The sequence below is a fragment of the Eubacterium sp. genome, assembly GCF_057858645.1.
In genome coordinates, this window is the sequence record NZ_DBLZZO010000032.1 from 4,186 (window position 1) to 29,332 (window position 25,147).

The window sequence follows — 25,147 nt, forward strand, 5'->3', positions numbered from 1 at the left end:
CGATTAGTGTTAATCGCTTAACAGATGTTTAAATCTACTTACATTAAGCGATTAGTGTTAATCGCTTAACAGATGTTTAAATCTACTTACATTAAGCGATTAGTGTTAATCGCTTAACAGATGTTTAAATCTACTTACATTAAGCGATTGTTATTGAAAAGAATTGTATTCACAATTCTTTTTCAATAACCACGCGCGCATGCGCGCTGTAAAAACAAAAATGAAATAGCATTTGCAAGTAAACTTGCAAATGCTCTTCCATTTTGTTTTTGTATCGCTTAATGTGTTCGCGATTATTCTACAGTTACTGATTTTGCAAGGTTTCTTGGTTTATCTACATTTAAGCCTTTTAATACTGTTGTATAGTATGCAATTAACTGAAGTGGTATTACAGTTACTAATGGCATTAGAATATCTTCTAAAGCAGGTACTTCTATAACCTCATCCATAACACCTTCACTAAATTCTGTTCCTTCTTTTGTTACTGTAATAGTGAAAGCATCTCTTGATTTTACTTCTACAATATTACTTACCATTTTTTCAAGTAATTCACTCTGTGTTGCAACACTAATTACAGGCATCTGATCAGTTACTAATGAGATAGTACCATGTTTTAATTCTCCTGCAGCATAACTTTCTGAATGAATATATGAAATTTCTTTTAATTTAAGTGAACCCTCCATACTTAATATATAATCAAGTCCACGACCGATATATAATAAGCTTGTTGATGTTACTAACTTACTTGCAACATACTGACATCTGTCAGCACACTTCATTGTTTCTTCGATTACATCAGGTATATCTGATAATTCCTTTGTAAGTCTCATGCATTCTTCCTTGTCAATGCATCCCTTTGCATAAGCCATTTCAAATGCTAACAAATACATTACTGCCATCTGCACTGAAAATGCCTTTGTCGATGCAACTGAAATTTCAGGACCTGCATGTGTGTAAAGAACCATGTCTGCTTCTCTTGCAATTGAAGAGCCTTTTACATTAACAATAGCTAATACTTTTGCACCTCTTTCTTTTGCTAATTTTAAGGCTGCCTTTGTATCTGCTGTTTCACCTGACTGTGAAATTACAATTACTAAATCTTCAGGTGTTACGATTGGATCTCTATATCTGAATTCTGATGCAATATCAACAGTTACTTCTGTTCTTGCTAATTTCTCAATAACATATTTTCCAACCATACCTGCATGGCTTGCTGTACCACATGCAACTACAAATACTTTTCTGTAATTCTTTAACATTTCATCTGTTAAACCACATTCTGACAAATCAGGCATTCCATTAACAATTCTTGGTGCAATTGTAGTCTTAACTGCAGTTGGCTGTTCGTGGATTTCTTTTAACATAAAATGTTCATATCCACCTTTTTCAGCAGCATCCATATCTAAATCTGAAACTTTTACTTCTTTTACAATTTCCTGTTTGTGTATATCACAGAATTCAACTCTGTCTGCCTTAATTGTTGCAATTTCATTCTCTTCAAGAAGATAATACTTTCTTGTGTACTGTAAAATTGCAGGCACATCAGATGCTATAAAGTTTTCTTCATCACCAACACCAATAATTAATGGGCTGTCTTTTCTAACTGCAAATATTTTATCAGGAAAATCCTTAAATAAAATTCCTAAAGCATAAGCTCCTCTTATGTCATTTAAAGTCTTAATAATTGCATCTATAGGATCACCTTCATAATAGTAATCTAATAATTTTGCAACTGTTTCTGTGTCTGTTTCACTAATAAATGAATATCCCTTTCCAATAAGGAATTTCTTAATATCCTTGTAGTTTTCAATAATACCATTGTGTACAATAGATACTCTCTTACTTCCATGTGGATGTGAATTAATATCTGATGGTTCACCATGTGTAGCCCATCTTGTATGACCAATTCCACAATGTCCATCAGGCTTATGGTCTTCTTCTATTTTTTTTCTAAGATTAGCTAACTCACCTTTTGATTTTTCTACTGTTATATTTCCATTTTCAAATACAGCAATTCCTGCTGAATCATATCCTCTATATTCTAATTTTGATAATGAATTCAAAAGTACCTCTGTACAATCTCTTTCACCAATATATCCAACTATTCCGCACATTATTTTTTCCTCCTATAAAATTGCGCCACATAGTTATAATAACTAACCATTTGACCTGCGTTATTAAGGTTAATTACATTCTTGAATCTTCCCTTAATAAAGCTGTCTAATTTATCCATATACTCATCTGCCGTTATCTTTCCTTCTGCAACCTGAGTTAAACCTAATTCCCAACTTGCTGTCAGTTCCGGATTAAGTAATGACTTAATTGAGCCATGAACAACGCCAAATATCATTTCACCTAATTGAGTAGGTGTTATAACCTGTGTTTTTTTGTTTAATGCAATATATTTAATATTCGTCAGTTTCTTAATAATTTCAGCTCTTGTTGCACTTGTGCCAATTCCTGAACCTTTTATCTGTGCTCTTAAATCTTCATCTTCAATTAACTGGCCTGCATTTTCCATAGCCAAAATTAAAGAACCTGATGTATATCGCTTAGGTGGTGTTGTTTCACCTTCCTTAATATTGCATTGTGTAATTGGTATTTTGTCACCTTTTTTCATATTATACAACAAATTAAAGAATTCTTCATCAAGATTTTTTCCTTGATTTTCACTAGCTTCATTTTCGTTGTTTTCACTATCTTTTTCTTTATTATCTTTTGATTTTGCTTCGGCTTTCTTTTTTTCTTTTGGAACACCTACAATTTCAAAGTATCCTTTTTGTACAAGTATCTTGAAATTAGATGAAAACTGCTCTGTTGTAGTAGTTTCATCTGTATATGTTCCAGGCATTATGCCTATTAATGTAGCCTTCTTGTAAATTGCCGGTGGATAAAAAATACTTAAAAATCTTCTTACAATAACCATATAAACTTTTTGATTTATGCCTTTTTGTTTAGCTAAACCGTTCAATCCCTGACCTGTAGGAATTATGGCATAATGGTCTGTAATCTTTTTATCATCAACATATTTTGTTTTCTCCAAACCTTTGTAAGAGCCTGCCTGCAATATTTTTTTTGCAAAACCACTACAAGGACCATAATTTTGTAAACCACTTATGTTTTTTGAAATTTCCTTACTAACAGCCGTTGATAAAACTCTTGCATCTGTTCTTGGATATGTAACAAGTTTAGCCTCATATAGCTGCTGAACAACATTTAAAGTTTCATCAGGGCTAATCTTAAACATTTTTGAACAATCGTTTTGTAATTCAGCAAGATTATATAATAACGGAGCCTGCTTTTTTTCATCCTTCATTGTAATTGACTTAATTGTCATTTCAAGAGGATATGGTGGCTTTACATTAAGTTCATTAGCCAAATCACTGTTTTCAAGCTCCATTGGGCCATATTTTTCTAAAGCCTCAATTAACGCCACTGCCGTAGTTTTTTCTTTAAATCCATTTTCTTTGTAAAGTAATGGCGATTCGAAAAACTTTGAACCTTTAACAGCTTTCCATTCTGTATCTATTATTCTGCCTGCAATGTCAGTTTGTGCCATAACTCTGTAAAAAGGAGTTTTCTCAAACCCTCTTATTTCACGTTCCCTGTTACAAATCATCCCTAACACACAAGTCATTACTCTACCAACATTTATGGATTTCCAACCGTCTTTTAAATAATTTTGAATTGAATTTCCATATTTTAATGTAAGTAATCTGGAAAAATTAATTCCCATTAAATAATCTTCTTTTGCTCTTAAATATGCTGCATCTGAGAGATTGTCGTATTCCTTTAAGTCTTTTGCCTCTCTTATACCACGTAGAATTTCTTCCTCAGTCTGGGAATCAATCCAAACTCTCTTCTCTGACTTATCTTTTACCCCTGCTTCCTGTGCAACTAATCTGTAGATATATTCTCCCTCTCGTCCCGAGTCGGTACAAACATAAATCGTCTCAACATCATCACGATTAAGAATTGTTTTGACTATTTCAAACTGTTTCTTTACAGATGGGATAACTTCATATTTCCACTCTATTGGAATAAAGGGCAAATCTCTTAAATTCCATTTTTTATATTTTTCATCATAGACTTCCGGATAGCTCATTGTCACCAAATGACCTACGCACCAGGTGACTATTGCATTATCGCTTTCCATATAGCCATCTTTTCTTGTTGTATTTAATTTTAATGCTTTTGCAAATTCGGCGGCAACACTTGGTTTTTCCGCAATGAATACTGCTTTTTTCATTATTTCTCCTATTTCATTAACTACTTATTAATCTCATCTAAAGTCATTACATACGCCGGAAGAAATTCTTCAATAAAAACATCTATCTCTTCCATTTGCATATCTTCTAAGGCTTTTCTTATTGTATCTTCTGCCTTAGCAAAATCTGTATTGCCGGTATTTTTTTCTTCTATACATTTAATATATGCTGATAGCTTGTCAGCCGCCTTAACATATTTCCACTCGATAGAATCATCTTCGATTAATATATCCTCATATGCTTCCTGCATATCTTCGGGTAATTCCTTTAGAAGTTGATTTGCTGCTATGTTTTCTACTTTCTTGTATGCATCCCTAATTTCAGGTGCATAATATTTTATTGGAGTAGGTAAATCACCTGTTATAATTTCTGTGGTATCATGCATTATTCCCATCATGGCTATATGTTCAGCATTTAAATTTCTGCCAAAGCGCTTATTTCCAATAACTGCAAGCCCATGAGCAATGATAGCAACCTGTAAACTGTGCTCTGCAATATTTTCATTTAAATTATTGCGCATTAATCCCCAACGGTTAATGTATTTCATTCTTGATAACATACCAAAAAAATTATTCATTTTAATCTCCTCTATACACGAAATAACAGTTTTATAATTATAGCAAATTTACCTTGTTTTTACTACCCCAATTAAAATTTACCCATTCTCTTTGTTACGAAAAAATAAGAACATATTAAAGCAAATACAACATTCACCTTAACATGCTCTTATTTCTATTAGCATATCCCAGTATACTATAAAATTAAATATTTAAAAATTTCTTAACTATAGCTTCCATTCCATCAACTTCAACTAAGTTGTTGTGACGAACTTCTGCGTTTCTGATTTCTTCAATTGCATTTGGAATCTTAACGTTTGCAATCTTGCTTAATTCATCGATTAATTCAAAATCATCAAGCTTATCGTATTCAGGATTAATAGCATCCATAACGCTTCTTGCGAACTTAAATGGACTTGCTGTTGAAGCAATAACAGTTACCGCATCATCATTTGTTTCTGCAACATATTTCTTATATGTACTTGCAGCTACAGCTGTATGTGTATCCATTACATAACCTGTTTTTTCGTACGTGTCCTTAATTACCTTTGCAGTTTCTTCTTCTGTAGCGTAATTGCCGTAGAAGTCATCAAGTTCTGCTTTCATTTCATCAGTGATTGTATATTTACCTTTTGTAGCAAGATCATTCATTAATTCACTGTTCTTTTCTGAACTGTTTCCTGCAATTTTGTAAATTAATCTTTCAAGATTACTTGAAATTAAAATATCCATTGAAGGTGATGATGTAAGAATGAAATCTCTGTTCTTGTCATATTCACCTGTCTTAAAGAAATCAAATAATACTTTATTTTCATTTGAAGCACAAATTAATTTAGCAATTGGAAGTCCCATGTTCTTTGCATAGTATGCTGCTAAAATATTACCAAAGTTTCCTGTAGGGACAACTACATTCATCTTCTGATCTTTTGCAAGCTTACCTTCTGCATATAATTTTGCATAAGCGTATACATAGTAAGCAACCTGTGGTACGAGACGACCAATGTTAATTGAGTTAGCTGATGAGAACTGGAAGCCTTTTTCATCCATTTCTTTAGCTAATTCTTTATTTCCGAAAATTGCCTTTACACCACTTTGAGCCTGGTCAAAGTTTCCTTCAATTGCAACAACGTATGTGTTATTACCTTTCTGTGTAACCATCTGCTTTTCCTGTACCTTACTTACACCACCATGAGGATAGAAAACAATAATTCTTGTTCCTTCTACATCAGCAAAACCTGCCATGGCAGCCTTTCCTGTATCACCTGATGTTGCTGTTAAGATAACAATTTCATTTTTTACATTGTTCTTCTTAGCTGAAGTTGTAAGTAAATGTGGCAAAATTGATAATGCCATATCCTTAAAAGCAATTGTCTTTCCATGGAATAACTCAAGATAATATGCGCCATCTACTTCTGCTAAAGGTGCAATTTCTTCTGTGTCAAACTTTGAATCATAGGCTTTTGTAATACAATTCTTTAATTCTTCTTCTGTAAAATCAGTAAAGAATAACTTCATTACTTCATAAGCAACCTGCTGATATGTCATCTTTGATAACTCATCAATTGTTGCTTCAAGTTTTGGGATTTCTGTTGGTACAAATAATCCTCCATCATCCGCTAATCCCTTTAAAATTGCTTCAGATGCTTTTAATGTTTCTCCTGTACCTCTTGTGCTCTTATAAAGTATCTCTTTCATAGTCTCTCCTCATTTTTTATTTATTATTAATATAGTTAATTAGTCCGCCATTTGAAATAATTTTCTGCATAAATTCAGGGAAAGCCTGACCTTGATATTCTTCATCCTTTGTTTTGTTATAAATCTTACCACTATCAAAATCTACTTCAATTTCATTTCCTTCTTCTATGTTCTTTGCTGCCTCAGGGCATTCAATAATAGGTAAACCAATATTAATTGCGTTACGATAAAAAATTCTTGCAAATGTTTCTGCAATTACACAACTAACACCTGCCGCCTTAATAGCTATTGGTGCATGTTCTCTTGATGAGCCACAACCAAAGTTCTTATCAGCAACAATAATATCACCTTCACTTACTTTATTTACAAATTCCTTGTCAATATCTTCCATGCAATGTTTTGCTAATTCTGCCGGATCAGGTACATTTAGGTATCTAGCCGGTATAATAACGTCTGTATCTACATTGCTTCCAAATTTGAATACTCTTCCTTCTGCCTTCATATTATACCTCCTATAATCCTAATTCTTCAGGGCCTGAAATCTTACCTGTAACAGCACTTGCTGCAGCAACAGCAGGGCTTGCAAGATAAACTTCTGATTCAGGATCACCCATACGACCTACGAAGTTTCTGTTTGTAGTTGCTATTGCTCTTTCGCCTTTTGCAAGTATACCCATGTGTCCTCCTAAACATGGACCACATGTTGGTGTACTTACTGCACAACCTGCTTTAATGAATATTGAAGCAAGACCTTCTTCTATACACTGTAAATAAACAGCCTGTGTAGCAGGGAAAATAATACATCTTACTCCCTTTTTAACTTCTCTTCCATCAAGAATCTTTGCAGCTATTCTCATGTCTTCGATTCTACCATTTGTACATGAGCCAATAACAACCTGATCAATTTTAACATCACCAACATTGTCAATTGTTTTTGTATTTTCAGGAAGATGTGGAAATGCAACTGTTGGCTTTAACTGACTTAAGTCAATTGTATATTCCTCGTCATATACTGCATCTTCATCAGGCGTATATTCTGTAAATTCTTTTGTTGAATGTTCTTTCATGTATTCTCTTGTTAAATCATCAACTACAAAAATACCATTCTTTCCACCTGCTTCGATAGCCATGTTTGTCATGGCAAATCTGTCATCCATTGAAAGGTATTTAACACCATCGCCCATAAATTCCATTGAACGATAAAGAGCACCGTCAACACCAATCATTCCTATAATATGTAAAATTACATCCTTACCACTAACCCACTTTGCAGGCTTTCCTGTAAGATTAAATTTGATAGCTGATGGTACTTTAAACCATGCCTGACCTGTAGCCATACCTGCTGCCATATCTGTGCTACCAACACCTGTTGAAAATGCTCCAAGTGCACCGTAAGTACATGTATGTGAATCAGCTCCAATTACAACATCACCTGCAACTACTAATCCTTTTTCCGGAAGTAGGGCATGTTCAATACCAACTCTACCTGTTTCAAAATAATTTGTAATTTCGTTTTCTTCAGCGAAATCTTTTACGCATTTGTAAAGTTCTGCTGACTTAATATCTTTGTTTGGTGTAAAGTGATCTGGTACTAAAGCGATCTTGTCTTTGCAAAATACACAATCCACATCCATCTTTTCCATTTCCTTAATAGCAACCGGTGCAGTTACATCGTTACCTAAAACTAAATCAAGATTAGCTTCAATTAACTGTCCTGCCACAACACTATCAAGTCCTGCATGTTTAGCAAGAATTTTTTGAGTCATAGTCATTCCCATAACTTGTTCCTCCTTCTATGTAATGAGACAAATTTAATCTTATCATTTGATAAATATTCATTTATTTACAATCCTTATTATTTTAGACGAAAACTCCCCTATAGTCAATGCTGTAAAATTAAGCAGTATGAAAAAAATAAGTCTGTTGTAATGTTTTTCATTGCAACAGACTTACTACAACACCTTGTCATCTTCTCATATGATTACTCTTTCCTATCACTTTGTCATAACCATTTTTTTACTCCATTTACCATAAATCTTTTTCTTATTTTTTGATACTTTGTATGGTCTGACTGTTACATAAGCAGGTTTTCCCTGTATTTTATTATCCTTTTCGTCAAACCAACCATAAGAAAATTTTGTTTTATATTTCTTTTTTATTTTTTTCGGAGCTTTAATTTTTACATCATTATTTTTAGTATAATAATTATATGTATTTTTTCCTCTTGCTACTCTTATTTGATATCCATTCACTTTTGATATTTTGCAAAAAGAAATATGCATCTTGTCTTTTTTTAAATACGCATTATCTAAAACTGTGCTAAAATTTCTAACATTATTTTTTTCATACTGGATTACGTTACAATAATCAAATGCTGTAGGATCCAAATTAACACTATTAATAAATTTAACCTTTTTTATAAGCGAATTTTCAAAAGCTTTTTTCCCAATTTTTTCAATTTTTTGTTCACTGTCAATTTAAATTTAGATGTCCGACATGTATCTGAAAAAGCATATTCTCCAATGTTTTCTACATTTTTGCCTAACACAACTTCACCTACGTAAGCATTTGCAAATGCCCATGGGGAAATTGTTTTTACGCTATCAGGTATAACAACTTTGTTTGTATAAACCCCCTTTGGCATATAATAATACAAAGTTTTTTCATCAGCAGACAGAAGACATCCATCAACTACTTTACACTGCCTGTTATTTTTTCCGATTACTATTGTAAAAATACTATCTTCAGCTCCATGCCAATTTGCCAATGATCTGCCAAGTTCATCTGCCTTTCCACCAAGTTCAATTACTTCCGGTGGAAATTCACCAAAAAATCCTGTAGGAACCCCTTTCATATCTCCTTTCACAATGCATCTTGTAAACCATTCATTTTCTTTATCGTATATGAATTCTACACATTTTTCAAAAGAACTATTTGCAGCCTTTTCTTTAGCTTTTACTGTTACATTATCTATATTAGAAAAAAATACGCCAACTATTAGAAATAATACTATTAAATTTTTTCCTTTCTTCAACTTTTATCCTCCTACTATTATATAATATTCTTTATTTTTAAAATTACTTTGTTAATATCATTTTGCTGCTCCATGCGCCAAAAACCTTTTTCCCATTTTTTAATGTTTTAAATGGGCGAACGGTTACATAAGCAAGTTCTTCACTTAAAGTATACATCGACTGATCTATTTTATAACTATACTCAATATCATATATTCCAAGTAAATTTTTAGGTTCATTTAAACTTATTTTATTATTATCTATAATATATTTTCGTGATTTTTTTCCCTTGCTTATTTTAACCTGATACTTTTTGATTTTAGGCAAATTACAAAAAGTAATATTAATCTTTTTCCCTATTTTAGCTTTTGTCATTGTTGTTCTAAATTTTATGCCGCTATTTTTAAAATTAATTTTCACTGACGTATCAAATGCTTTCGGTCCCATTTTAACATTACTCTTAAATGTTATCTTTTTTATTTTTGTGTTTGCAAATGCCATTTTTCCGACACTCTTTAATTTATTATTTACTCTCAGTTTACTAATACTACATTTATTAAAAGCATAATCTCCTATAACTTTTACATTCTTTCCTAACACAACTTCCTTAATATTTTTTTTATAAAATGCTGCTGATTCAATTTTTTCAACTGTATCAGGTATCACAATTTTGTCCTTATCTGTAGTACAATAATATAAATCTTTTCCATCTGCTGACATTAAACAACCATTTAACTCTTTTGTCTTTACATTGTTCTCTGATAATGTAATATCTATATTTTTCCTATAAACTTTTGCTAACGCGTATCCCAATGTTTTTGCACTTCCACCAATTTGTATTGATTTTACTGTTTCCCCTAATGCACCATATCCATAATCTTTCATATCACCCTCAATGACTATTTCTTTTGCTCTCCGTATTGCACCCGATTCAACTTTTTCCACACTTTTAGGAATAGTAAATTTTCCTATTATTTGAAAAAATGCTCTACTATTAATAATTTTCAAAGTGTCAGGCATATCTACAGATTTAAGACTATGTCTGCAAAACCAACCTTCTCCTATTGATGTAATTCCTTTTTCTATAACAACCTTTTCTGCAGATCCTTCAAGAATTAATCCATTCCACATTTTTCCACTTCCCGTAATAAATACTGTCTTTTTGTTGTCATCATACAAATAATTCGCATTATCACCACAACGTCCCTCTAATATTTGTTGCGAAGGACTAACAATTGTTGCACTATTTACTTGTGGTAACACCTTAACCGTACTAAATATTGTTGTTGACATAGTAGCTATAAGACTAGCAATAACTTTCCATTTCTTCATTTCTTCCTCCTTTTTCTGTAACCAATCCTCTAAGAGAATTGACTATTTTATTTTGTTCACACATATTATACGAAGTTTTTTTTTCAAATATTGCACGAAGTTATTTTTTTTCCAAAAAAAAATACATCCTTCTTTGCATGCGCTCCAAAGGATGTATTTTAATTTAATTATTTGTTTTGATTTCTTTTAATAAAGTTTGATTCTTCTACTGCGCATATACTTCAAATTCCCATATAGAATATCCATAGCCCATTACACGCTTAATTCCCTGGAATTTTACATATCTTGCATTTACAGCCTTAAATTCAGCAGTATCCTCACCACCATTTTGTTTTCTCATTTCCTTTACGGTAGTCCAATTATTTCCATCTGTTGATACCTGAATGTTATAATCTTTACCATAAGCATTTTCCCATGTAAGAACAACTTTATTAATATTGTAATTCTTTCCAAGGTCTACATACATCCATTCATCATCAGCGAACTTGGAACTCCAACGTGTATTATCATTTCCATCTACCGCATATTTTGATGACACGTTGTCACCCTCTTTGCTTGAACTGTATGCTTCCTTATTTTCTGCAAGGTTCTTTCCTGTAATATCTTCTGATGGTGTATCTGATCCACCATTTACAGAAAATACTTCCATACTGTACAGTGAATAACCATATCCTGTTCCACGTTTGATTCCCTGGATTTTTACATATCTTGCGGATACCGGTGTAAAACTTATAGTATCATCACTGCCATCCTGGTCTCTCATTTCCTTAACGGTTGTCCAGTTGTTTCCATCTGTTGATACCATAACGTCATAATCTTTTCCGTATTCTGTCTGCCACTGTACTTTTACACGTCCAATTGTGTGCTTATCCTTCAAATCAACAGTAAGTGCCTGATTGCTTGAATCCTTCACAGAATCCTGTGACTGTGACAACCAGTAAGATTCATAATCACCATCTACTGCATTTGAGCCATCTAAAGCTTTTGATGCCCACCATGGTTGAGCATATGAAGTCACCTTAACTTCTTTGTTCAATGCAATATTTGCTGCATCTGAAACAGGCTGAACACAATTTTCGTCTCCAATTCCGTATACTTCAATTTCTCTGATTGATGCACCCCAGCCTGACTTTTTGTCATCTGAGTATGACTGAGACTTACTGTAGTTGATTAACACTCTAACGTAACGTCCTGTAGACTGTGTCAGTTTTTTGTCTGCTGAACCTGTACTAAGTACATCTTCATAATAACTGTAATCAACTGCCGTACCTTCTTTGTTCATTGCATTTTTCTTATCCCCATCATTACCTGTTGTAGTTTCGTAAACTTTTTTCCAGTTTATTTCATCATCTGATACTAAAACCTGATAAGCAACACCGTAGCTGGCATCATTTTGCCAGTCGATAACAACTTTGCTTATATCAGCTTTTCCTCCCAGGTCAACATCAAGCCACTGATCTGCTTTGTTTGCAGCAGCTCCCCACTGTGTTGAATACTTGCCATCTGTAGCAAAACTTGCTACATCTCCACCGTTTGCAGAAGATGAATATGCTGGTCTGTTTGTTGATAACAACCACCACTTACTTCTGTCTACAGCATATGTATTAGTTTGCTGCAAGTTCATTGTTCCTATAACCATTGCCACACTAAGTACAGCGGCTACTGTCTTTTTTAGCATTTTTGAATGCAATCGTCTCATATTACTTTCCCTCCTTTTTTGAGTGAAGTAACACAATAACGTTTCCCTTTCCTGTACTTTAAGTTTAGAAAATGAAAATGTTTTTCACAATTTTATTAATGTTTTTATTATTTTTTTGAACTTTTACTAGTTTTTGTGGATGACAAAAAGTTTTTTCCTAAAAAGGAGGATTCCAGTTTATATACATAAAATTTATTAGAAAAAATATAAATCTTCTAACATTGATGTTTATATAGTAACTATATCAACAGGAGCTGTAAGTCCATTTCATAAACTTACAGCTCCATCACTTGTAATAGAATATCTATTTTTTTACTTTAAATTTTATAGTTTTTAATATACAATCCCCTCCTTCACCATTTATATAATCATGAAGTCGCTTACATACTACTATTTTTAGTTGTTTCCCTTGATATTGCTTCAAATCCAATCCATTCAATTTGAACTTTCCTTTTTGATTTGCTTTAACTTCCTTTATTTTTTCTCCTTTTAACGTCATCAACTTTACCTTTGTATTCTTCTCTGTCATTCCTTTAATACTTTTAGTTGATGCTGTTATTTTGTTTTTATTTTTTATTTCTAATTTCTTTTTTGTCTTTTGCAAAATTGCTTCATCATCTATCCACCAATTTGGCACATTAGATGGAAGTTTCTTTTTCAGCTCTTTTTTACTAAGTTTATTTCCGGCAAAACTTGAGAATTCTAAATTGAATTTTTTCAGTTTCTTCATAGATGGTAATTGTGTTAATTTATTATTAGACACATCAACATCCTCTAATTTTTTCAAATTTTGAATTCCTGATAAATTTTTCAATTTATTATCAGCAAAATACATTCCTTTTAAGTTCTTTAATTTTTCAATACCTTTTACATTGGTTATTTTTGTTTTTTTAATAGTTATATACTCAATTTTTCCAAGTTTTTTAATTTGTTTTAAATTTTTCAAATTGCCTTTGTAAATTTCAAGATTTGTTATTTGTCTTAGCATTCCCAGACCATTCCAATCTTTTACTTTTACATTTTTCATGGTAAATTTCTGTAATTTTGATAACTGTGCCAGATTATTAACCGCTTCTAATTTTCCATTTCTAATTGTTAAGAATTCTAAATTTTTACATTTTTCAATTCCTTTTAAGTTTTTTAATCCACATATAGGTATTTCTAAACTGAACAATTTTTTGCATTTTTCAATTCCCTTTAAGCTTTTTATTTTTCTATTTTCATTTTTTTCTATAAAATAATCTCCAATAGAATATACGTTTTCCAGGTCTTTTTCTGTTATCTTCTGATTACTATTTTTTCCTGTTTCAAACAATATTGCCTGATATAAAGCTTTATCAGGTATTCCTGTCTTGTCATTCTTTATTACTTTGGCACTAACCAACTTTGTGGGCATTACTCCCACAGCAATTAACATAAAAACTATTATCATAGATTTTATAAAAATTCCCAACTTCGATTTTAAATTTATACTCATAATCTTGTCCTTTCTATTCAAATATAAAGCAATATATATTTTCAAATGCAATTGTTAATTATAAACTATTACACGACAAATTTAATCAATATTTGCAGTTGTCACATCTTTTGATATATACCAGCCGTTATCTTGAACATATTTAGTCAAACGTTTTTTTAAAAATAATTGACTATTGCTTGTATAGGTTTGATCTTCTAATGCATATATTATCTCTGCTGCATTCCCAATATTATTTGATCCTAAACAGGCTATACTATAGTCTATTGCAGCTTTTGCAACTACCCAACGTCCTTTTACAACTGTCTGATCATCTGCTCCTGGTATTTGAATCTAATCATAACTTGTCTAACTGCACATTACATTTCGTAGTTTTTTATTTTGCCCCAATATGCTATTGATATATTGGTTGCAATAACAATAACCACAATTTGTTTATCTTTCGTTCTTTCCCATTTTTTCATATAAATAAATATGTTTATTTTTAAGGCCTTTTAAATTAATTATAAATAAACATAACTTATAAATATCGTTCTTGAATATCAATCCATCTTCCCACCCATTCACTATTGTCATCTTATGCGAAAAATGTCTTGTTATATAAAAAAATCCAACCATCACATCGAACTTCAGATAATCTGATTCATTAATTAATGTAATGTCTGGATTTTATAATTCTGTCCCTAATTAATATCTTTCATAATGTCTTTCATAATCTTTTTCGCTCATTTATTCTCTTAAATAGAGAATATCATTATATTGCTATATTGTCAATAAATCTATTATTTGCAGATTCTAATTATTTGCAAATCTATCAATTATGTTTTTATTTGTTGTAGATAAACTATTGTAATAATTGAATCTAATTTTATCTGCTTTGCAATATAAGACACTGAACATGAGTCGCTATATCTTGCACCTTCACTTCCATATATTGTTTCAACTGAACCATCCTGATAATGTATCTGTGCATAAGCTGTAGCAATAAACTCTCTTGTATAATTGCTCTTGTCTATATTGACTACTGCGGCTGCATAATTTCCTATTTGATTATTTAGCCAGCCTGAATTTTTAACATCTATAAACTTGTACTTGCTGTCTATAGTCATCTAATTTTTTTCCTGCATCTGCTATTGTGATTTTGTCAAATGTTCCACCCTTCATTATCTCGCCTGTCTGTGAGTTTCCATTTTCATCACCATTTATATACAAATGTTTTACATATCCTGCATTTATAACTACATGAGCTAAATCTTCATTGTATTCTGTATAAACCAAATCGTATGTACCATCATTTATGTGTAAATAACCAGTGTCATGTGTTTCTGAATAATAATTCTGATTCATAAATACATTGCCATATGTTCCACCGTTAATTGTAACTTTATATTCACCACCAATAAACATATCCTTTGCTGTCTGTTCATCCAGGTCACCATATGCATTGTCATTTACAGTACAGTTGTTTAATGTTACTGTGCCTTTTCCATTTTGGAATGTAACGCCACCTGTATATGTGCCTATACAATCATAATTGTTCCCCCTCTTTGCAGATAAATAACACAAAACCTACGCCCTTTCTATGTGCTTTAAGTTTAGAAAATGAAAATGTTTTTCACAATATTTTCACATTTTTTATTTGGTTTTCCCTATTTTTTTGTTATTTTGTACATCTTATTAAGATATGAATCGTTTTCAACTTTTTGTTTTTTGTATATAGTTTATTCTTTTTACCTTTTTTGTTGTTTTTCATTTTTTATTTATTTTTCACTATTTCCATAAAACCCACAAAAATACTTTTATGATTTTTGATTGTCTTGAAAATATATTCTAAATATGATATAAAATCTAATGGTATTAAAATACTTTTTAGGAGGAGTACCCAAGTGGCTGAAGGGTCTGGCTTCGAACACCAGTAGGTCGTTAATAGCGGCGCAAGGGTTCAAATCCCTTCTCCTCCGTTTAAGGGATTTCAATTTTGAAATCCCTTTATTTATGTAATAAGAAATTTCTCAAGAAGTTCTATTATAAAAAATATTCCATTAGGGATATGTTCTACAGGAAAGGAAAAATATGAGATACAATTCTTTAAATAATTATTTGAGAAATAAATTTGGCTGTAAAGTATATAAATTAAGCATTTCTTCAGGGCTTTCCTGTCCCAATCGTGATGGCAAATTAAGCACTAAAGGCTGTATTTTTTGTAGTAACGGTGGTTCAGGAGACTTTGCAACTTCTGCTGCTCTTTCCGTTACGGAGCAAATTGAACAGGCAAAAGAAAAAGTATCAAAAAAAATTACTAACGGAAAATACATTGCATATTTTCAATCTTTTACAAATACTTATGGGGATGTGGATTATCTGAAAAAAATATTTACAGAAGCCATTAATCATCCTGATATTGTAGCATTATCCATAGGCACAAGACCTGACTGTCTGCCTAATGATGTTCTTGATTTGTTAAACAGATTAAATCAGATTAAGCCCGTATGGGTAGAACTTGGACTACAAACTATTCACGAAAAAACAGCCCGTTATATAAATAGAGGCTATACTTTGGATGTTTTTGATCAGGCTGTAGCAAATTTAAACAAATTAAACATAGATGTTATTGTCCATTTAATACTTGGACTTCCAAATGAAACAAATGACATGATTTTAGAAAGTGTAAAATATGTCTGTTCTAAACCAATTTCAGGTATTAAGTTACAACTTCTTCATGTATTAAAAAATACCCCTTTAGAAAAGGAGTATTTCTTAAATCAATTTCATATTTATTCACTTGAAGAATACGCTTCACTTCTTGGTGAATGTATTTGTAATATTCCATCTGATATTGTTATTCACAGACTAACAGGTGATGGTCCTAAGTCACTACTCATTGAACCTCAATGGAGCGGCAACAAGAAATTAGTTCTTAACTATATTAATAAATATTTTAATGATATGGATATTATCCAAGGTAAATACCTTTAACAGAAAGCACTTAGTTTGTTTCTTCAGTAGCAACCTGAATGCTTTCTATTTGTATTTGAGTTTCTGTAGGAGTGGAATCTGTTGTCTTCTCTACTACTGTTTCCTGTGTTTCCATTTCTGTTGTTTCTTCTGTCATTGAAACACTTTCCTGAACATCTGAAACAGATTCAGCTTCACCGCCATTAGTTACCGGTTCTGTATTAAAATCTTCATCCGCAATTTCAACTGTATCAATTACAATATTTTTGTTGTGTTCAGCCTTATCAACTAAAGTGCTGATTTTACTTTGACATAATGTACTGATTTTTTCATTATCTTCTTTTGAAATTTCAATACAAAGGTTAGCTTTTCCAAGAGAAACATCATTCTTTCTTGCAACCTTTTTTATTTTCTTAGTAACTTTAACGTTTTGGTATACTGCCTTACACTTTAACTTACGAATCTTAATTGCTTCGTTTGTTTCTGTTTTAATTTGTGCAAGTTTTTCGCTATCAAGTTTCTTTGCTTCCTCTTTGTTGTCTGATGGCTTATTTATCGCTGAAACAAGCATTACATTCTTCTTATTTTTCTTTAAATAACCTTCTTTTCGAAGATTCTTTACAACAAGATTAATTGCTTTTTCATATCCGTCATTATCCTGCATTTCACTTAACGTGTAGTTGGCAATCGCTTTTCCTTCTTTGTTGCCACCTTTAATCTTCTTAACACTTCCATCGTCATTTACATCAATTGTGATGCTTGGATTTACATCAATTACAATTGAAAATGCCAACTGTTTTTGATTTCCACCAAAATTAAATAATGGTTGCATAATCATAATTAATGCCACGAAACATGCTGCTACTAATGTTGCTATAGCAGGTACTTTAAAATAATGAATAACATTACTTTTCTCTTTAAATAAAGGTCTGTCTTTTCCAAATAATTCCTTTTCACTCTTTATAGGTTCAATTGGAGTATCTAATATCTTTTGTAACATATCTGGAGCCATCTCTTCCAGTTCCTTATTAAGTTTTTCTCTAATATCTTTTTCCTGCATAATGACCTCCTTTCTAATAATCCACAAGACAATTCTTCAATTTCTTAAGCGACCGGTTATATTTCGATAACACCGTCGATAAAGATAAACCTACGAGTTCTGCAATCTCTCTATGCTTCAAGCCATCAATCATATGTAAGGTAACAATGGTTCGCTCCTCTTCTCCCAAAATGTTAAATATATGTTCTATTAACATTTTGTCTTCTACATTTTTCATTTGCGGGCTTTGTTTTTCCATGCCCTCTGAAACATAGTTTTCAACTTCGTCGTAATCTACACTGTTATTCTTTTTATTTTTTCTAACAAAATCTAAATATTGATTTTTTGCTATGGCACACATCCAAGTCATTGGTGTACCCTGTTTTTTATATAAGTGACTACCATTTCTAATTCTTATATATGTATTTTGAAGCAAATCCTCCGCGTCCTCTTTATTCCTTGTTAGTGATAAGAGAAAACCAAACAATTCCTTGTAACTGGAATAATACAATTCTGTGAATGCCTGGTCATCGCCTTTTGAAATAGCTTCAAACCAATCTTCGTTTATGGCATCATTACCATACTGCTTTTTATTTTCATCCATACTTCCATTCCTACCTTTTTTGTTTTCCTATACAATAGTACAATTTAAAGTTTATTAAGTCAAACATATATTAAACGTAGAAATTTGATGTAATCTTTTGATTTACCTGTAATTTCATTGTTTTCGAAAACAAACTGAGGGCTTTTCATACCCTTTTCTTTTTTGTTGTTCAATTGTTATACGAAGGCTATTTCTTTTTTATTGCATTAAATTTAATTTTTTATTATAATTTTTTGAGACTTGATTTTTATGTATTGGAGAAAAGAAATGGAACAGACTTTTATGAAAACAAAACCAATTTTTCCGTTGGTTTTATCCATGGCATTACCAATGACAATCTCAATGCTGGTAAATGCCTTATATAATATTGTAGACAGTTATTTTGTTGCGCAAATAAGTGAAGATGCAATGACTGCCCTGTCGTTAGTTTACCCAATCCAAAACATTGTAACAGCTGTTACTGTAGGATTTGGAATAGGTATTAACGTCCTTGTTGCTTTTTACTTAGGGGCAAAAAATCAAAAAGTAGCAAACAACGCAACTACTTTAGGATTATTATGCAATATTTTTCATGGAATACTATTAACAATTATTTGTATTTCCACAATTAAATTGTATCTTGGACTATTTACTGATAATGCAAATGTAATTTCCAATGGCTTAACATATTCTTATATTGTTTTTGCTTTTTCAATTCCAATAGCAATTTCCATTAGTTTTGAAAAAATATTTCAGGCTGTGGGTCAAATGAAGGTTTCCATGATATGCATGATTTTAGGCTGTGTTACCAATATAATTCTTGACCCTATATTAATTTTTGGCTTAGGTATTTTTCCAAAACTTGGTATTAAAGGTGCGGCAATTGCCACTGTAATCGGACAGGTAGCAACTTTACTTGGGTATATTCTTTTTTATATATTTAGACCAATCCCTGTTAAAGTTACGGTGAAAGATTTAAAATTTAATAAGAATTTAGTTAAAAAGCTATACTCAATAGGTTTTCCTGCTACTTTAAACATGGCTTTACCTTCATTACAGGTATCAGTTTTAAACAGTATTCTCTCTGTTTATTCAGAAGGCTATGTGCTAGTGCTTGGTGCCTACTATAAATTACAGACGTTTTTGTATTTAACTGCAAATGGAGTTGTGCAGGGCATGAGACCGTTAATTTCATATAATTACGGTGCCGAAGAATATACAAGAGTTAAGAAAATATTCAAAACTGCTCTTTCAATTATATTGACAGTAATGGCACTTGGAACAGTTCTTTGTTTATTAATTCCAGAAAAATTAATTGGTTTGTTTACTGCTAATCCCGATACAATTTCAATTGGACTTACTGCCTTAAGAATAATTAGTATTGGCTTTATTATTTCCTCTGTATCAATTACTGTATCAGGAAGTCTTGAAGCTTTGGGTAAGGGATTTTCTTCTTTGATAATCTCAATGTTACGATATATTTTCGTAATGCTTGGCTTTGCTTTTATTTTGAATCTGTTGATAGGTTCAACCGGTGTATGGCACAGTTTTTGGATTACTGAGTTTATAACTGCATTTGTAACATTTATTTTATACAAGAAACAAATAAACTGCTAAAAAGATTATAAAAAATAAACCAGCCTTCATTTTGCCAAATTATGTTATAACTATTGAAGGCTGGCTTATTTTGTTTTAGTCATTTTTTGTTCTAATTAATCTAGTCCTCTGGTTCGATTTCCGTAGGTATATCAATACATTCAGGATTCTTCACTGTTCCCTTTGCCCATGCACTACCCACATCACATCTTCCATGATGATGAACTTCCTTTATCTCACCATCAGCAAAAGCATCTGTAGCTGTTACGTTAATTCTGCTTGTTCCTGCTTCCACCTTACCATCTAACATTTTCATAAGGTTTTCTATATCTTTTTCACTTGCCATAATCATTTCTCCTTTCAGTCGGCGGCATTTCGTCGAAAAAATTCCTAGAAAATGAACTTCGTTCATTTTGTTTTCTCCTATTATAACTTTTTTAGTTTTTTTAAGCAATTGTTTGTTTCTTACGGCTTACAATATTTGTGGCGACAGCAAACAAGATACTAAAGCCTAAAACTACTGCTCCATTAATTAGTAATGGTTTAATAGCAGTGAAATTAAATCTTTCCATACCTTTTATTAATTCATTATTTGCAACGAAATAATACGTTGGTAAAACGTGTGCTATTTTTATAACATAATCAGGCATATACTCTACCGGCACAAAACATCCACATAAGAACGATGAACCTAGCGCCACCACATTTACAATTCCGCCTATGGCATTTTTATTCTGAGTAATATTTCCAATAAAAAATCCTAAGGTTAAACTGCAAATTGAAAACATAAGGGCATTTAAAATGTAAGCTAAGCCATTGGTACTTATAAGCAAATCTTTAAATAAAATTCCACTAAGTACCATGTAGAAAATCCACATTACCAGAATCAGAATACCATTAGTAAGTAAAACAATTCTGTTAAACTTTTTGTAATTGTAGCTACTGATTATTGTTCTTTTTCTAACATTATTTTCTTTTACACTTGCTAAAATCATACTTATGCAGTATACGCAACCTGCCAAAAGAGCATAATTTAAGAAATTGAAATATCTTGTCATACTGCTTAACTTTGATGTATCTAGAGAAGTCTTTAATTCTACTTTTACCTCATCATTTACCACTTTGTTTACTTTACTTATAAGTTCTTCTCCCGTGTAATAATCCTTATATATGTTTATCATTTTTATGTATTTTTCTACCAGCATTTTGGTATATGAGGAATATTGGTCTTTTGTAGACTTATATTCTAATGTGGGCATCTTACCCTCCATTAAATCCTTTCCAAAATTCTTCGGTATGTAAATAATAAAATTAACATCTCGATAAAAAAGTGCATCATCCACGTTTTCTTCATTGTTAATATCAATGTCTTTTATTTCTGAATGTTTGCTTATATAATCTGTAAATCCTTTTGTTATCGCATTATCTCCATCTTTATTTACAATTAATACGTCCGGTTTTGAGTCCTCAAAATCAACTGCATTACTGCCTGATGTTTGGTTTAAAACCGTAATTGAAATAAGTATTGCTGTATAAAGAATCAACATTCCTTTTTTCTTGTTTAATATTTTTAATATTGTTTTAAAGACTGTCATACTTTTCCCTCCTTAAACTTACGAAAGAAATTATCAAACAGACTGCAATAAATATTAATAAATAGAAAACATCCCTAAAATATCTGTTTAATGTATCGTAATAATACAATGAGTAAAAACCATCTGTTATTAAATTGTTAGGATTAACAAGATTAACTATTGGGGCGTTTTTATCGATTTCATATTTAAGAGCTACACCCATCATGCCCGACAAAACAGAGAAAAACATTGTTACAGCTATTGTTATACCTACTTTGGCATTTTCAGACACCTTTAACACAGATGCAATAAGCACACCTAATGATATACCTGCCAAATCACCAATTAATGTAAGTAAAAGAACCAATGGCAGATTACCGCCGAAATCAACTTTAATAACAAATTTCAAAAATGCCATCAAAATTGCTATTCCAACAAGGCTTACTATATATGAGCCAACTGCCGAACTTAGCACGATTATACTTTTTCTGTTAGGCGATACTGAAATTCTTTTTCCTTTGCTACTCATATTTGCCAAACAAGTGTTAATTGCGGTAAGTCCAAGAGTCCCACCATACAAACATGCCATAGCTATTAAAGTATAAAATTCAATTTGCATATAACCTAAATTTGCACTTGATTTGTCCATTAATTTAACATGTGTGTCATTAATTTTTAGCAAATTTTCTTTGGCAATTTTTTCTCCATCAAAAGATGTATTTCCTTTTGCAATTTGTGTTTCTATATTTTTATTGCACAATTCTTCAATAACACTTTTGTTTTGTTTAACTTCTGTTACAACAAATTTAAGCAAAGTTTCGTATGTACCATTTTCTTTTACCACAACATTAGGTTCATTATTTTTAAATTGAATATAACCTTCAATTTCTGAGTCATCTAAAAGAGAATCCGCTTTTTTCTTTGTAACATATTTAATATTAAACAATTGATTCTTACTGTCTTTATCAGATAACTCTTTCAAGGTTTCCTTATAAATTATCTGTTTTTCAAATTGACTGTCATTAACAACAGCAATGTCAAATACCTTTAACTGCTCATCCTTTTCAATATTTGAAAACGCCATATTAAAGAAGATTCCTAAAATAATAGGAAAAGCAAAGGTCCAAAATATTAATATTTTATTTTTGAACAATGTTTGTATTGTATACTTCAAATTATGAATAAACATTAGTCCCTTAATTCCTTTCCTGTTAATTTCAAAAATACATCATTTAATGTAGGGCCTACACGCTCTATTTTTTCTTCAATGTTAGCCTGCTGTTTTAACTCTTCGCTTGTTCCCTGAGCTATTATTTTTCCTTTATCTAAAATAATAATTCTGTCACAAAGAATTTCTACTTCTTCCATGTAATGAGTTGTGTAAACAATTGTTGCCCCATTGTCCCTTAACTTTTTTATGCCATCTAAAATGTTGTTTCTACTTTGAGGATCAACTGAAACTGTTGGCTCATCTAAAAAAATTAATTTTGGCTTATGGGCTATTCCACAAGCAATATTTAATCTCCTTAAAAGACCACCTGACAATTGTTTAGGTAAAAACTTTTTAAATTCACCAAGACCTACTAACTCAATGGCTTCTTCTACATACTGCTTTCTGATTTTCTTATCCTGAATATATAAGCCACAGAAATAGTTTATGTTATCATATACATTTAATTCATCAAAAACAGCAACATCCTGAAATATAACCCCTATTTTTTCCTTTATATCATAGGAATCAGGTTTCATTTCCTCTCCGAAAATTTTAATTGTGCCTTTTTGATATTTAAGCAATGACAAAATTGAGTTAATGCAGGTACTTTTACCACTTCCATTAGGACCAAGTAAACCTAAAATTTCTCCTTTATACACATCAAAAGACAAGTCATCAATTGCCAACTTATTCTTATATTCTTTTGTTAAATTACACACTTCAATTATTTTTTTCTTATTTTTATCCATATTTTTCTCTCTATCTTATATAATAAACTCTATTTTCTTTTCTCTCCGGTGTATTAGGATATTCTCCATCAACATAACCTAAAGCACAATGACCTATACCTTCGTATTCATCTTCAATTCCAAGTGATTTAAGCAATTCCTTTCCCCACTGTGTTTCAAATTCTTCTTTTGCACGATGTATCCAGCAACTTCCAATACCTAAATCATGTGCTGCAAGCATTAGATTACCCATAACCAAACTTCCATCATAAATTCCTGTAGGCCAGTCTTTCTTTGCCAAAACAATTAACATTGCAGGTGCACCATAAAAAGGATCAAAACCTTCTTCCCAACCGCCAATTTTTCTATTCATTTCAGCAATTTCATCTCTAAGTTCTTTTTTAGTTACCTGAATAATTATTGTATTTTGTGTGCCTTTTCCACTAGCTGCATATAAACCGGCTTCTATAATCTTATCAAGTACATCCTGTGGAACCATTTCACTTTTGTACTTACGAATACTTCTTCTTTCCTTCATTTCTTTTAATACTTCACTCATTTTGCTACTCCTTTCAATCTTCTTAATTTCAAATTATTAAAACCTACCTACATTGGTGTTCTCACTTCAATTAAATTTCCGTCTAAATCATAAAACCTTACCATCTTTTGTCCCCAGTTAAAAGTTGTAAGTTCATTTACAAACTTAATGTTAGGATATTTTTGTTTTAAATTATCCACAAAATTTTCTATATTAGTTTCTTCAAAATATAGTTCACTTGCATTATTTTGCAAAATCACATCACCATTCAAAGCTTCTTTCCAAATATTTATATCCTGAAGAACAAGACCTTCGGTTAAAATTATATTTCCGTCTGTGTCTAAAATAACATCTAAACCAAATAAGTCATGGTAAAACTTTTTAGATTCTTCTATATCGCTTACTGTGATTAATACGTTTTTTAATTTCATAGATATGCTCCTTTTCGTATAAATAATATTATACGTTATTTGGAGGATATATGGAATGGAAAAAGAGAGTTTTCTTTGTGCTAGCACAATCGATGTTACGTGGGCTTTGGAGAATGTCAGGAAACGCATTCAAAAGGAAATGCTTCCATTTAAAAGAAAATATTTCAAGCGGAGCCGACGCATACTCAATGCATTTGATTGTCCATATTCTAATGGATTTACTGAAGGTACAAATAATAAGATTAAGGTGATTAAGCGAAATGCCTATGGATTTAGAAATTTTGAGAATTTTAGAAACAGGATTCTAATGACTTCGATTTAAAAATACCAGGTTATGAATGTTATTCGAGAGTGTGAAAGTTTTTCTGTAAATTAAATATTTAAATATAATTAATAGGCCTTCTATGATAAAATTTATTATTATAGGAGGCCTTAATTATGGCAAGAG

The 25,147-nt window shown here is 31.4% G+C and carries 23 protein-coding genes, 1 tRNA gene and 1 pseudogene; 4 read left to right on the plus strand and 21 right to left on the minus strand.

Annotated elements, in window-relative coordinates; translation table 11 throughout:
• Positions 1–293: 293 nt before the first annotated feature.
• The 13 genes from glmS to ACZM4J_RS10615 form a co-directional block, all read right to left on the minus strand.
• The gene (glmS, locus tag ACZM4J_RS10555) at positions 294–2,114 is read right to left on the minus strand and encodes a glutamine--fructose-6-phosphate transaminase (isomerizing) (protein ID WP_022166321.1); all 1,821 of its coding nucleotides are present in this window, start codon (positions 2,112–2,114) and stop codon (positions 294–296) included.
• Positions 2,114–4,249 (minus strand): DNA topoisomerase, encoded by a 2,136-nt coding sequence (locus tag ACZM4J_RS10560; RefSeq protein WP_428244728.1) that lies wholly within the window; start codon positions 4,247–4,249, stop codon positions 2,114–2,116. The genes glmS and ACZM4J_RS10560 overlap by 1 nt, the downstream gene beginning before the upstream one ends.
• 20 nt (positions 4,250–4,269) lie before the next feature.
• The gene (yfbR, locus tag ACZM4J_RS10565) at positions 4,270–4,845 is read right to left on the minus strand and encodes a 5'-deoxynucleotidase (protein WP_022166319.1); all 576 of its coding nucleotides are present in this window, start codon (positions 4,843–4,845) and stop codon (positions 4,270–4,272) included.
• A 184-nt stretch (positions 4,846–5,029) separates the two neighbouring features.
• Entirely contained in the window at positions 5,030–6,520 is a 1,491-nt protein-coding gene (gene thrC / locus ACZM4J_RS10570; protein WP_412334677.1) for a threonine synthase, read from the minus strand.
• 16 nt (positions 6,521–6,536) lie between these two features.
• Positions 6,537–7,022: a 3-isopropylmalate dehydratase small subunit gene (gene leuD, locus ACZM4J_RS10575; RefSeq protein ID WP_022166317.1), complete on the minus strand. Its 486-nt coding sequence runs from the start codon at positions 7,020–7,022 to the stop codon at positions 6,537–6,539.
• A gap of 10 nt (positions 7,023–7,032) precedes the next feature.
• Positions 7,033–8,298, minus strand: a complete 1,266-nt coding sequence (leuC, locus tag ACZM4J_RS10580) for a 3-isopropylmalate dehydratase large subunit (RefSeq protein WP_022166316.1) — start codon at positions 8,296–8,298, stop codon at positions 7,033–7,035.
• Positions 8,299–8,514: 216 nt separating this feature from the next.
• Positions 8,515–8,907 carry a hypothetical protein gene (locus tag ACZM4J_RS10585; RefSeq protein WP_489486119.1) on the minus strand — a complete coding sequence of 131 codons (393 nt, stop codon included), beginning with the start codon at positions 8,905–8,907 and terminating at the stop codon, positions 8,515–8,517.
• 29 nt (positions 8,908–8,936) lie between these two features.
• On the minus strand, positions 8,937–9,554 hold the full coding sequence (locus ACZM4J_RS10590) for a leucine-rich repeat protein (RefSeq protein ID WP_489486120.1): 618 nt from the start codon (positions 9,552–9,554) through the stop codon (positions 8,937–8,939).
• Positions 9,555–9,597: 43 nt separating this feature from the next.
• Positions 9,598–10,866, minus strand: coding sequence for a leucine-rich repeat domain-containing protein (locus ACZM4J_RS10595; RefSeq protein WP_428244730.1), 1,269 nt, complete (start codon positions 10,864–10,866; stop codon positions 9,598–9,600).
• A 205-nt stretch (positions 10,867–11,071) separates the two neighbouring features.
• Positions 11,072–12,565 carry a discoidin domain-containing protein gene (locus ACZM4J_RS10600; protein WP_428244731.1) on the minus strand — a complete coding sequence of 498 codons (1,494 nt, stop codon included), beginning with the start codon at positions 12,563–12,565 and terminating at the stop codon, positions 11,072–11,074.
• A 304-nt stretch (positions 12,566–12,869) separates the two neighbouring features.
• Positions 12,870–13,880 carry a leucine-rich repeat domain-containing protein gene (locus tag ACZM4J_RS10605; protein ID WP_428244732.1) on the minus strand — a complete coding sequence of 337 codons (1,011 nt, stop codon included), beginning with the start codon at positions 13,878–13,880 and terminating at the stop codon, positions 12,870–12,872.
• A gap of 980 nt (positions 13,881–14,860) precedes the next feature.
• Positions 14,861–15,151 carry a hypothetical protein gene (locus ACZM4J_RS10610; protein WP_022164939.1) on the minus strand — a complete coding sequence of 97 codons (291 nt, stop codon included), beginning with the start codon at positions 15,149–15,151 and terminating at the stop codon, positions 14,861–14,863.
• Positions 15,114–15,608 (minus strand): hypothetical protein, encoded by a 495-nt coding sequence (locus ACZM4J_RS10615; RefSeq protein WP_022164938.1) that lies wholly within the window; start codon positions 15,606–15,608, stop codon positions 15,114–15,116. Before ACZM4J_RS10615 ends, ACZM4J_RS10610 begins: the two co-directional genes overlap by 38 nt.
• 306 nt (positions 15,609–15,914) lie before the next feature.
• Between ACZM4J_RS10615 and ACZM4J_RS10620 the strand changes: the two genes are divergently transcribed.
• A tRNA-Ser gene (locus ACZM4J_RS10620) sits at positions 15,915–16,003 on the plus strand.
• A 112-nt stretch (positions 16,004–16,115) separates the two neighbouring features.
• Positions 16,116–17,018, plus strand: a complete 903-nt coding sequence (gene mnmL / locus ACZM4J_RS10625) for a tRNA modification radical SAM protein MnmL/YtqA (protein WP_428244733.1) — start codon at positions 16,116–16,118, stop codon at positions 17,016–17,018.
• A gap of 10 nt (positions 17,019–17,028) precedes the next feature.
• Here the strand turns inward: mnmL and ACZM4J_RS10630 are convergent, their stop codons facing one another.
• A complete protein-coding gene (locus ACZM4J_RS10630) occupies positions 17,029–18,057 on the minus strand; it encodes an anti-sigma-I factor RsgI family protein (RefSeq protein ID WP_022164936.1) in 1,029 nt (342 codons plus the stop codon).
• 13 nt (positions 18,058–18,070) lie between these two features.
• Complete coding sequence (locus tag ACZM4J_RS10635) at positions 18,071–18,640, minus strand: RNA polymerase sigma factor (protein ID WP_022164935.1); 570 nt, start codon at positions 18,638–18,640, stop codon at positions 18,071–18,073.
• Positions 18,641–18,907: 267 nt separating this feature from the next.
• Between ACZM4J_RS10635 and ACZM4J_RS10640 the strand changes: the two genes are divergently transcribed.
• The gene (locus ACZM4J_RS10640) at positions 18,908–20,236 is read left to right on the plus strand and encodes an MATE family efflux transporter (RefSeq protein ID WP_022164934.1); all 1,329 of its coding nucleotides are present in this window, start codon (positions 18,908–18,910) and stop codon (positions 20,234–20,236) included.
• A gap of 100 nt (positions 20,237–20,336) precedes the next feature.
• On the opposite strand, the gene ACZM4J_RS10645 is transcribed toward ACZM4J_RS10640, so the two are convergent.
• The 6 genes from ACZM4J_RS10645 to ACZM4J_RS10670 are packed head-to-tail and all read right to left on the minus strand — an operon-like array spanning position 20,337 to position 24,699.
• Positions 20,337–20,627, minus strand: a complete 291-nt coding sequence (locus tag ACZM4J_RS10645) for a hypothetical protein (protein WP_022164933.1) — start codon at positions 20,625–20,627, stop codon at positions 20,337–20,339.
• A gap of 34 nt (positions 20,628–20,661) precedes the next feature.
• Entirely contained in the window at positions 20,662–21,810 is a 1,149-nt protein-coding gene (locus ACZM4J_RS10650; protein WP_489486125.1) for an ABC transporter permease, read from the minus strand.
• Complete coding sequence (locus tag ACZM4J_RS10655; RefSeq protein ID WP_022164931.1) at positions 21,797–22,978, minus strand: ABC transporter permease; 1,182 nt, start codon at positions 22,976–22,978, stop codon at positions 21,797–21,799. The genes ACZM4J_RS10650 and ACZM4J_RS10655 overlap by 14 nt, the downstream gene beginning before the upstream one ends.
• Positions 22,978–23,751: an ABC transporter ATP-binding protein gene (locus tag ACZM4J_RS10660; RefSeq protein WP_489486127.1), complete on the minus strand. Its 774-nt coding sequence runs from the start codon at positions 23,749–23,751 to the stop codon at positions 22,978–22,980. Before ACZM4J_RS10660 ends, ACZM4J_RS10655 begins: the two co-directional genes overlap by 1 nt.
• Before the next feature lie 10 nt (positions 23,752–23,761).
• Positions 23,762–24,289, minus strand: coding sequence for a nitroreductase (locus ACZM4J_RS10665; RefSeq protein WP_022164929.1), 528 nt, complete (start codon positions 24,287–24,289; stop codon positions 23,762–23,764).
• 47 nt (positions 24,290–24,336) lie between these two features.
• On the minus strand, positions 24,337–24,699 hold the full coding sequence (locus ACZM4J_RS10670; protein ID WP_118436369.1) for a VOC family protein: 363 nt from the start codon (positions 24,697–24,699) through the stop codon (positions 24,337–24,339).
• Between the two features lie 181 nt (positions 24,700–24,880).
• Here ACZM4J_RS10670 and ACZM4J_RS10675 point away from each other — a divergent pair.
• Positions 24,881–25,021: pseudogene (locus ACZM4J_RS10675) on the plus strand (transposase); the annotation flags it as partial.
• Between the last annotated feature and the right edge of the window lie 126 nt (positions 25,022–25,147).

What these genes read in the sequence shown, in the direction of transcription:
- ACZM4J_RS10560 (WP_428244728.1), bottom strand. Translation starts at nt 4,249, where the DNA reads ATGAAAAAAGCAGTATTCATTGCGGAAAAACCAAGTGTTGCCGCCGAA.
- leuD (WP_022166317.1), bottom strand. Translation starts at nt 7,022, where the DNA reads ATGAAGGCAGAAGGAAGAGTATTCAAATTTGGAAGCAATGTAGATACA.
- ACZM4J_RS10595 (WP_428244730.1), bottom strand. Translation starts at nt 10,866, where the DNA reads ATGAAGAAATGGAAAGTTATTGCTAGTCTTATAGCTACTATGTCAACA.
- ACZM4J_RS10630 (WP_022164936.1), bottom strand. Translation starts at nt 18,057, where the DNA reads ATGCAGGAAAAAGATATTAGAGAAAAACTTAATAAGGAACTGGAAGAG.
- ACZM4J_RS10660 (WP_489486127.1), bottom strand. Translation starts at nt 23,751, where the DNA reads ATGGATAAAAATAAGAAAAAAATAATTGAAGTGTGTAATTTAACAAAA.
- ACZM4J_RS10665 (WP_022164929.1), bottom strand. Translation starts at nt 24,289, where the DNA reads ATGAGTGAAGTATTAAAAGAAATGAAGGAAAGAAGAAGTATTCGTAAG.
- mnmL (WP_428244733.1), top strand. Translation starts at nt 16,116, where the DNA reads ATGAGATACAATTCTTTAAATAATTATTTGAGAAATAAATTTGGCTGT.
- glmS (WP_022166321.1), bottom strand. Translation starts at nt 2,114, where the DNA reads ATGTGCGGAATAGTTGGATATATTGGTGAAAGAGATTGTACAGAGGTA.
- ACZM4J_RS10640 (WP_022164934.1), top strand. Translation starts at nt 18,908, where the DNA reads ATGGAACAGACTTTTATGAAAACAAAACCAATTTTTCCGTTGGTTTTA.
- ACZM4J_RS10670 (WP_118436369.1), bottom strand. Translation starts at nt 24,699, where the DNA reads ATGAAATTAAAAAACGTATTAATCACAGTAAGCGATATAGAAGAATCT.
- yfbR (WP_022166319.1), bottom strand. Translation starts at nt 4,845, where the DNA reads ATGAATAATTTTTTTGGTATGTTATCAAGAATGAAATACATTAACCGT.
- leuC (WP_022166316.1), bottom strand. Translation starts at nt 8,298, where the DNA reads ATGGGAATGACTATGACTCAAAAAATTCTTGCTAAACATGCAGGACTT.
- ACZM4J_RS10650 (WP_489486125.1), bottom strand. Translation starts at nt 21,810, where the DNA reads ATGACAGTCTTTAAAACAATATTAAAAATATTAAACAAGAAAAAAGGA.
- ACZM4J_RS10610 (WP_022164939.1), bottom strand. Translation starts at nt 15,151, where the DNA reads ATGACTATAGACAGCAAGTACAAGTTTATAGATGTTAAAAATTCAGGC.
- ACZM4J_RS10600 (WP_428244731.1), bottom strand. Translation starts at nt 12,565, where the DNA reads ATGAGACGATTGCATTCAAAAATGCTAAAAAAGACAGTAGCCGCTGTA.
- ACZM4J_RS10635 (WP_022164935.1), bottom strand. Translation starts at nt 18,640, where the DNA reads ATGGATGAAAATAAAAAGCAGTATGGTAATGATGCCATAAACGAAGAT.
- thrC (WP_412334677.1), bottom strand. Translation starts at nt 6,520, where the DNA reads ATGAAAGAGATACTTTATAAGAGCACAAGAGGTACAGGAGAAACATTA.
- ACZM4J_RS10645 (WP_022164933.1), bottom strand. Translation starts at nt 20,627, where the DNA reads ATGAACGAAGTTCATTTTCTAGGAATTTTTTCGACGAAATGCCGCCGA.
- ACZM4J_RS10655 (WP_022164931.1), bottom strand. Translation starts at nt 22,978, where the DNA reads ATGTTTATTCATAATTTGAAGTATACAATACAAACATTGTTCAAAAAT.